Source organism: Stenotrophomonas sp. (assembly GCF_050737075.1).
In the GTDB taxonomy this organism is placed as follows: domain Bacteria; phylum Pseudomonadota; class Gammaproteobacteria; order Xanthomonadales; family Xanthomonadaceae; genus Stenotrophomonas.
In genome coordinates this window covers 1-4,143 of the sequence record NZ_JBOHXV010000165.1, presented here as the reverse complement: position 1 = coordinate 4,143, position 4,143 = coordinate 1, and the positions used below count along the sequence as shown (strand labels likewise).

At 65.9% G+C, this 4,143-nt stretch carries 4 protein-coding genes; 1 reads left to right on the top strand and 3 read right to left on the bottom strand.

Features of this window, described 5'->3' with window-relative positions; genetic code table 11:
• Nucleotides 1–155 precede the first annotated feature (155 nt).
• From mqo to ACREPD_RS21815, 3 genes are all read right to left on the bottom strand, one after another.
• On the bottom strand, nucleotides 156–1,862 hold the full coding sequence (mqo, locus tag ACREPD_RS21825; RefSeq protein ID WP_431601235.1) for a malate dehydrogenase (quinone): 1,707 nt from the start codon (nucleotides 1,860–1,862) through the stop codon (nucleotides 156–158).
• Nucleotides 1,863–2,003: 141 nt separating this feature from the next.
• Entirely contained in the window at nucleotides 2,004–2,591 is a 588-nt protein-coding gene (locus ACREPD_RS21820; protein WP_431601234.1) for a hypothetical protein, read from the bottom strand.
• Nucleotides 2,592–2,848: 257 nt separating this feature from the next.
• On the bottom strand, nucleotides 2,849–3,754 hold the full coding sequence (locus ACREPD_RS21815) for a LysR family transcriptional regulator ArgP (RefSeq protein ID WP_431601233.1): 906 nt from the start codon (nucleotides 3,752–3,754) through the stop codon (nucleotides 2,849–2,851).
• Between the two features lie 132 nt (nucleotides 3,755–3,886).
• Between ACREPD_RS21815 and ACREPD_RS21810 the strand changes: the two genes are divergently transcribed.
• On the top strand, nucleotides 3,887–4,143 hold a 257-nt coding region (locus ACREPD_RS21810; protein WP_431601232.1), incomplete at its 3' end, for a LysE family transporter.

Sequence of the window (4,143 nt, the reverse complement as noted above, 5' to 3'; positions counted from 1 at the left end):
CAGCTCCTGCTGCTCAAGGCCCCGCTACCCGCCACCGCCCCGCGACCCCCGAAGATTCCGGGGACGGCCGGTCGAGGCAAAGGCAAAAAAAAACCGGCCGAAGGCCGGTTTTTCGTAGAGCGGGGCTCTGCCCCGCTGCCGTAACGCCAAAACATCTACAACGCCTGCAATTCCTCATTGGCGTTGCGCTTTTCCTTCACCGGGGCGGCCGGCGCCAACGGTGCCGCCGCCGGCGCGGTCATCATGACGGCCGGGCTGGTCTCCCCCGGAACCTCCAGGTAGGGCAGGCGCAGGGTGTCGCTGGTCTGGCGGCGGACTTCGTTGGTCAGGGCCGGGCTGTCGTTGAGCTTGCGGCCGTACGACGGCACGATCTGCTTCAGGCGCGCTTCCCAGCCGGCGGCCATCTGCTCGGGGAAGGCCTTCTTGAGCAGGTCCAGCATGATCGGCGGCGAGGTGGAGGCACCCGGGGAGGCACCGAGCAGGGCGGCCAGGGTGTGGTCCTTGTCGGTGACGATCTCGGTGCCGAACTGCAGCACCGGGCCCTTCTCCGGGTCGCGCTTGATGATCTGCACGCGCTGGCCGGCGGTGACCAGTTCCCAGTCTTCGCGCTTGGCGTTGGGGAAGTACTTGACCAGTTCGGCCTGGCGGTCGTCGTCGTTGAGGCGCGCCTGGCCCATGAGGTACTTCACCAGGTCCAGGTTCTCCAGGCCCACGTCGACCATGCCGGCGACGTTGTTGTGGTTGACCGAGGAGTACAGGTCGAACCACGAGCCGTGCTTGAGGAACTTGGTGCTGTAGAGGGCGAACGGGCCGAACAGGACCACGGGCTTGCCGTCCAGCTTGCGCGCATCGAGGTGCGGCACGGACATCGGCGGCGAGCCGGTTTCGGCCATGCCGTAGGCCTTGACGCTGTGGCGGCCGGCGATGGCCGGGGACTTGAAGGCCAGGAACTGGCCGCCCACCGGGAAGCCGGCGTAGTTCTTGGCTTCGGGAATGCCCGACAGCTGCAGCAGCTTGAGCGCGGCGCCGCCGGCACCGATGAAGACGAAGCGCGATTTGAGGGTGGATTCGGTGCCGGACTTCAGGTCCTTGACGGTCACGTTCCAGGTCTTGTCGTCGTTCTGGCGCAGCGCGCCGACTTCGTGCTCCAGGTGCAGGCCGAAGTTGGGGTTGCGCTGCAGGCCGGCGGTGAGCTGGCGGGTGATGACGCCGAAGTTGACGTCGGTGCCCAGCGGCATCCAGGTGGCGGCGACCTTCTGGTTGGGGTCACGACCCTCCATCAGCAGCGGTGCCCACGCCTTGATCTGCGCGGGGTCTTCGGAATACTGCATGCCGTAGAACAGGGGGTTCTTGACCAGCGCCTGCTGGCGCTTGTGCAGGTAGGCGATGTTGTCATCGCCCCACACGAAGCTCATGTGCGGGGTGGGGTTGATGAAGTCCGACGGCTGGCTGAGGCGGCCTTCCTTCACCTGGTGCGACCAGAACTGGCGCGAGATCTCGAACTGCTCGGCAATGCCCACGGCACGCTTGGTTTCGATGCTGCCGTCCGGAAGCTCGGGCGTGTAGTTCAGTTCGGCGAACGCCGAATGCCCGGTGCCGGCGTTGTTCCAGCCATCGGAGCTTTCCAGCGCGACGCCGTTGAGGCGCTCATAGACCTGGATGTTCCAGTCCGGCTGCAGCTCCTGCAGGAACGTGGCGAGGGTGATGCTCATGATGCCGCCGCCAACGAGCACGACGTCGACGGGCTTGTCGTTGCCCGCGGCCGGAACCGAACGCTGGTGGAGGGGCCAGTACAGGAACACGGCCGCTGCGATGAGCAACAGCACGAGCAGGCCGAGGACGACCTTCGCTAGTCTTTTCATGGAGATCTCATGTGGGGAGATGAGGGCAGGATGACGACGCTTTGGGGAAGAAGCGTGAAGAAACAAGCTCTTGGCGCATCCAGGGCTTGATTTTATCCCGAATTGGTACGGATTTGGTGCAACGCAGCATCACGTTGGCCGTCAATCCGACCCCAACGTGAAATATTCCGCGATGAAATACCCGCACTGATAGACCAGCGCCCCGATCGCCAGCGCCAGGTGCACCCGTCGCGATCGGCTGGCGAACCCCAGCCCCGCAATCACCAGCATGATCCCGGTGTGCACCGGATACGCCTCTCCCAGCACCTGCCAGCGGCTGTGACCCTTGATCGCCGTATCGCCCAGATCCAGCAGCGTCACCAGCGCCAGCATGCCGAAGAAGCCGCCGCGCCGCTGCAGCAGGTAGTCCTCATAACTGCCGTAGTCGCGCAGGTCATCGGGAAACAGCAGCACGCACAGCATGTACCAGCTGGCGCAATACCCGATCACGAACAGATACAGCCCGAACGTCCACTCCCGCACCCCGGCCAGCCGGAACTCCCACCACCAGAAGGTCACCACCGACACCAGCGTCCACAGCACCCAGCACAGGTGGATCCCCGACCACCCGCCGCGCCGGGCCGGATGCTCGATGATCGACGCCAAGCCCTTCACCAGCGTGGTGATGCTCAACCCCAGGATGATGCTCAGCACCACCCGGATATGCAGATAGACCGGATCCGATTCCATCGCCGTTCGCCCCTGTGAACGTCGTGATCGTGCAGCCACAACCGTAATCACGGTGTGGAGCTCGGCTTCACTTGCTCTCCGTTGGCAGCCGACCTTCTGTCAGTGGCCCGGTGGGGGTGGGGTAGCGGGACCGTAGAGCGCCATGGATGGCGTGAACGAGCTTACATGGATGTACTTGCAGCGTGTCCCGCTACCCCACCCCCGCCGGGCCAACACGCAGGGAACCGTCCGCGACCGCTCTGGCCGTTCGCAGTTGATCACCGCCGTTTGCGCACCAATGTCCCCGACGCCGCCAGCACCGCCTTGGTCAGCAGCGCCATCGTCTGCACATCGCCCTTCCAGTGCTGCCAGTACAGCGGCACGTCTTCCCACGCGCGCGGCTTCATCAGCACCAGCCGCCCGGCGTCCAGGTGGCGCTTCACCAGGGGCAGGGGATTCATCGTCCAGCCCAGCCCGCCCACATTGGCCTGCACGAATGCCCGCGTCGAGGGGATCCACCACGTCGGCGCCGTCATTGGCAGGTCATCGCCGGCCAGCCGGCGCGCGAAGCGTGCCTGCATGTCGTCCTTGCGGTTGAACACCAGCACCGGTGCCTGCGCCAGCGACTGCGCGTTCACCCCCTTCGCGAAATGCCGGTCGTGGAATTCCTGCGTGCACGTCGCCGCGTAGCGGATGCTGCCCAGCGCGTGGATCTGGCAGCCCTGCACCGGCTCGTCCAGCGTCGTCACCGCGCCCAGCACCGCGCCCTGGCGCAGCAGCGCCCCCGTGTGGTCCTGGTCCTCCGAGCGCAGGTCAAGCGTCGTGCCGGTCTGCCGCGCGAAACTCAGCGCCGCTTCCGGAAACCACGTTTCCAGGCTGTCATGGTTCACCGCCACCGGAATGCTGGCGTGCGGCAGGTCTTCGTCCGCAATGCCCATCCGGTGCAGCGCGTCGTGCTCCAGCAATGCCGTCTGCTCCGCCAACTGCACCAGCACCTGGCCCTCCGGCGTGGCCACCGCCGGCGACGAGCGCTTGACCAGCAGGCGGCCGATCCGGTCCTCCAGCGCCTTCACCCGCTGCGACACCGCCGACGCCGTGACATTGAGCGACTGCGCGGCCCGCTCGAAACTGCCCTCCCGGATCACCGCTGCCAGCGCCCGCAACTGGGCATGGTCGATACGCATCGTCTTAAGTTCCGCTAAAGATGGTTAAGTAAGTTTAGCTCTACTTTTTCATGTTGCGGCGCGACAATACGCGCCATCCGGTGCTGTACGCCTTGGCGAGGCACCGCCCCCCAGCAAGACAGGTGGTACCCCATGTTCTCCTTCATTTCCGGCGGCCCCGGTCTGGCCGCGTGGTTCAGTGGCGCCGCCGCCGGCATCGGCCTGTTCGCCGTGGTCGGCGCCCAGAGCGCCTTCATCCTGCGCCAGGGCATCCTGCGCAAGCACATCGTGCCCGTCGTGGCGACCTGTGCGGCCATCGATGCGGTGTTCATCTTCGCCAGCGTTGCCGGCCTGCGCACCCTGACCCAGGCCCTGCCGTGGCTGACCACCGTGGTCCTGTGGGGCGGCGT

Coding starts and splice junctions, on each gene's coding strand:
- ACREPD_RS21815 (WP_431601233.1), bottom strand. CDS start 3,754: ATGCGTATCGACCATGCCCAGTTGCGGGCGCTGGCAGCGGTGATCCGG.
- ACREPD_RS21820 (WP_431601234.1), bottom strand. CDS start 2,591: ATGGAATCGGATCCGGTCTATCTGCATATCCGGGTGGTGCTGAGCATC.
- mqo (WP_431601235.1), bottom strand. CDS start 1,862: ATGAAAAGACTAGCGAAGGTCGTCCTCGGCCTGCTCGTGCTGTTGCTC.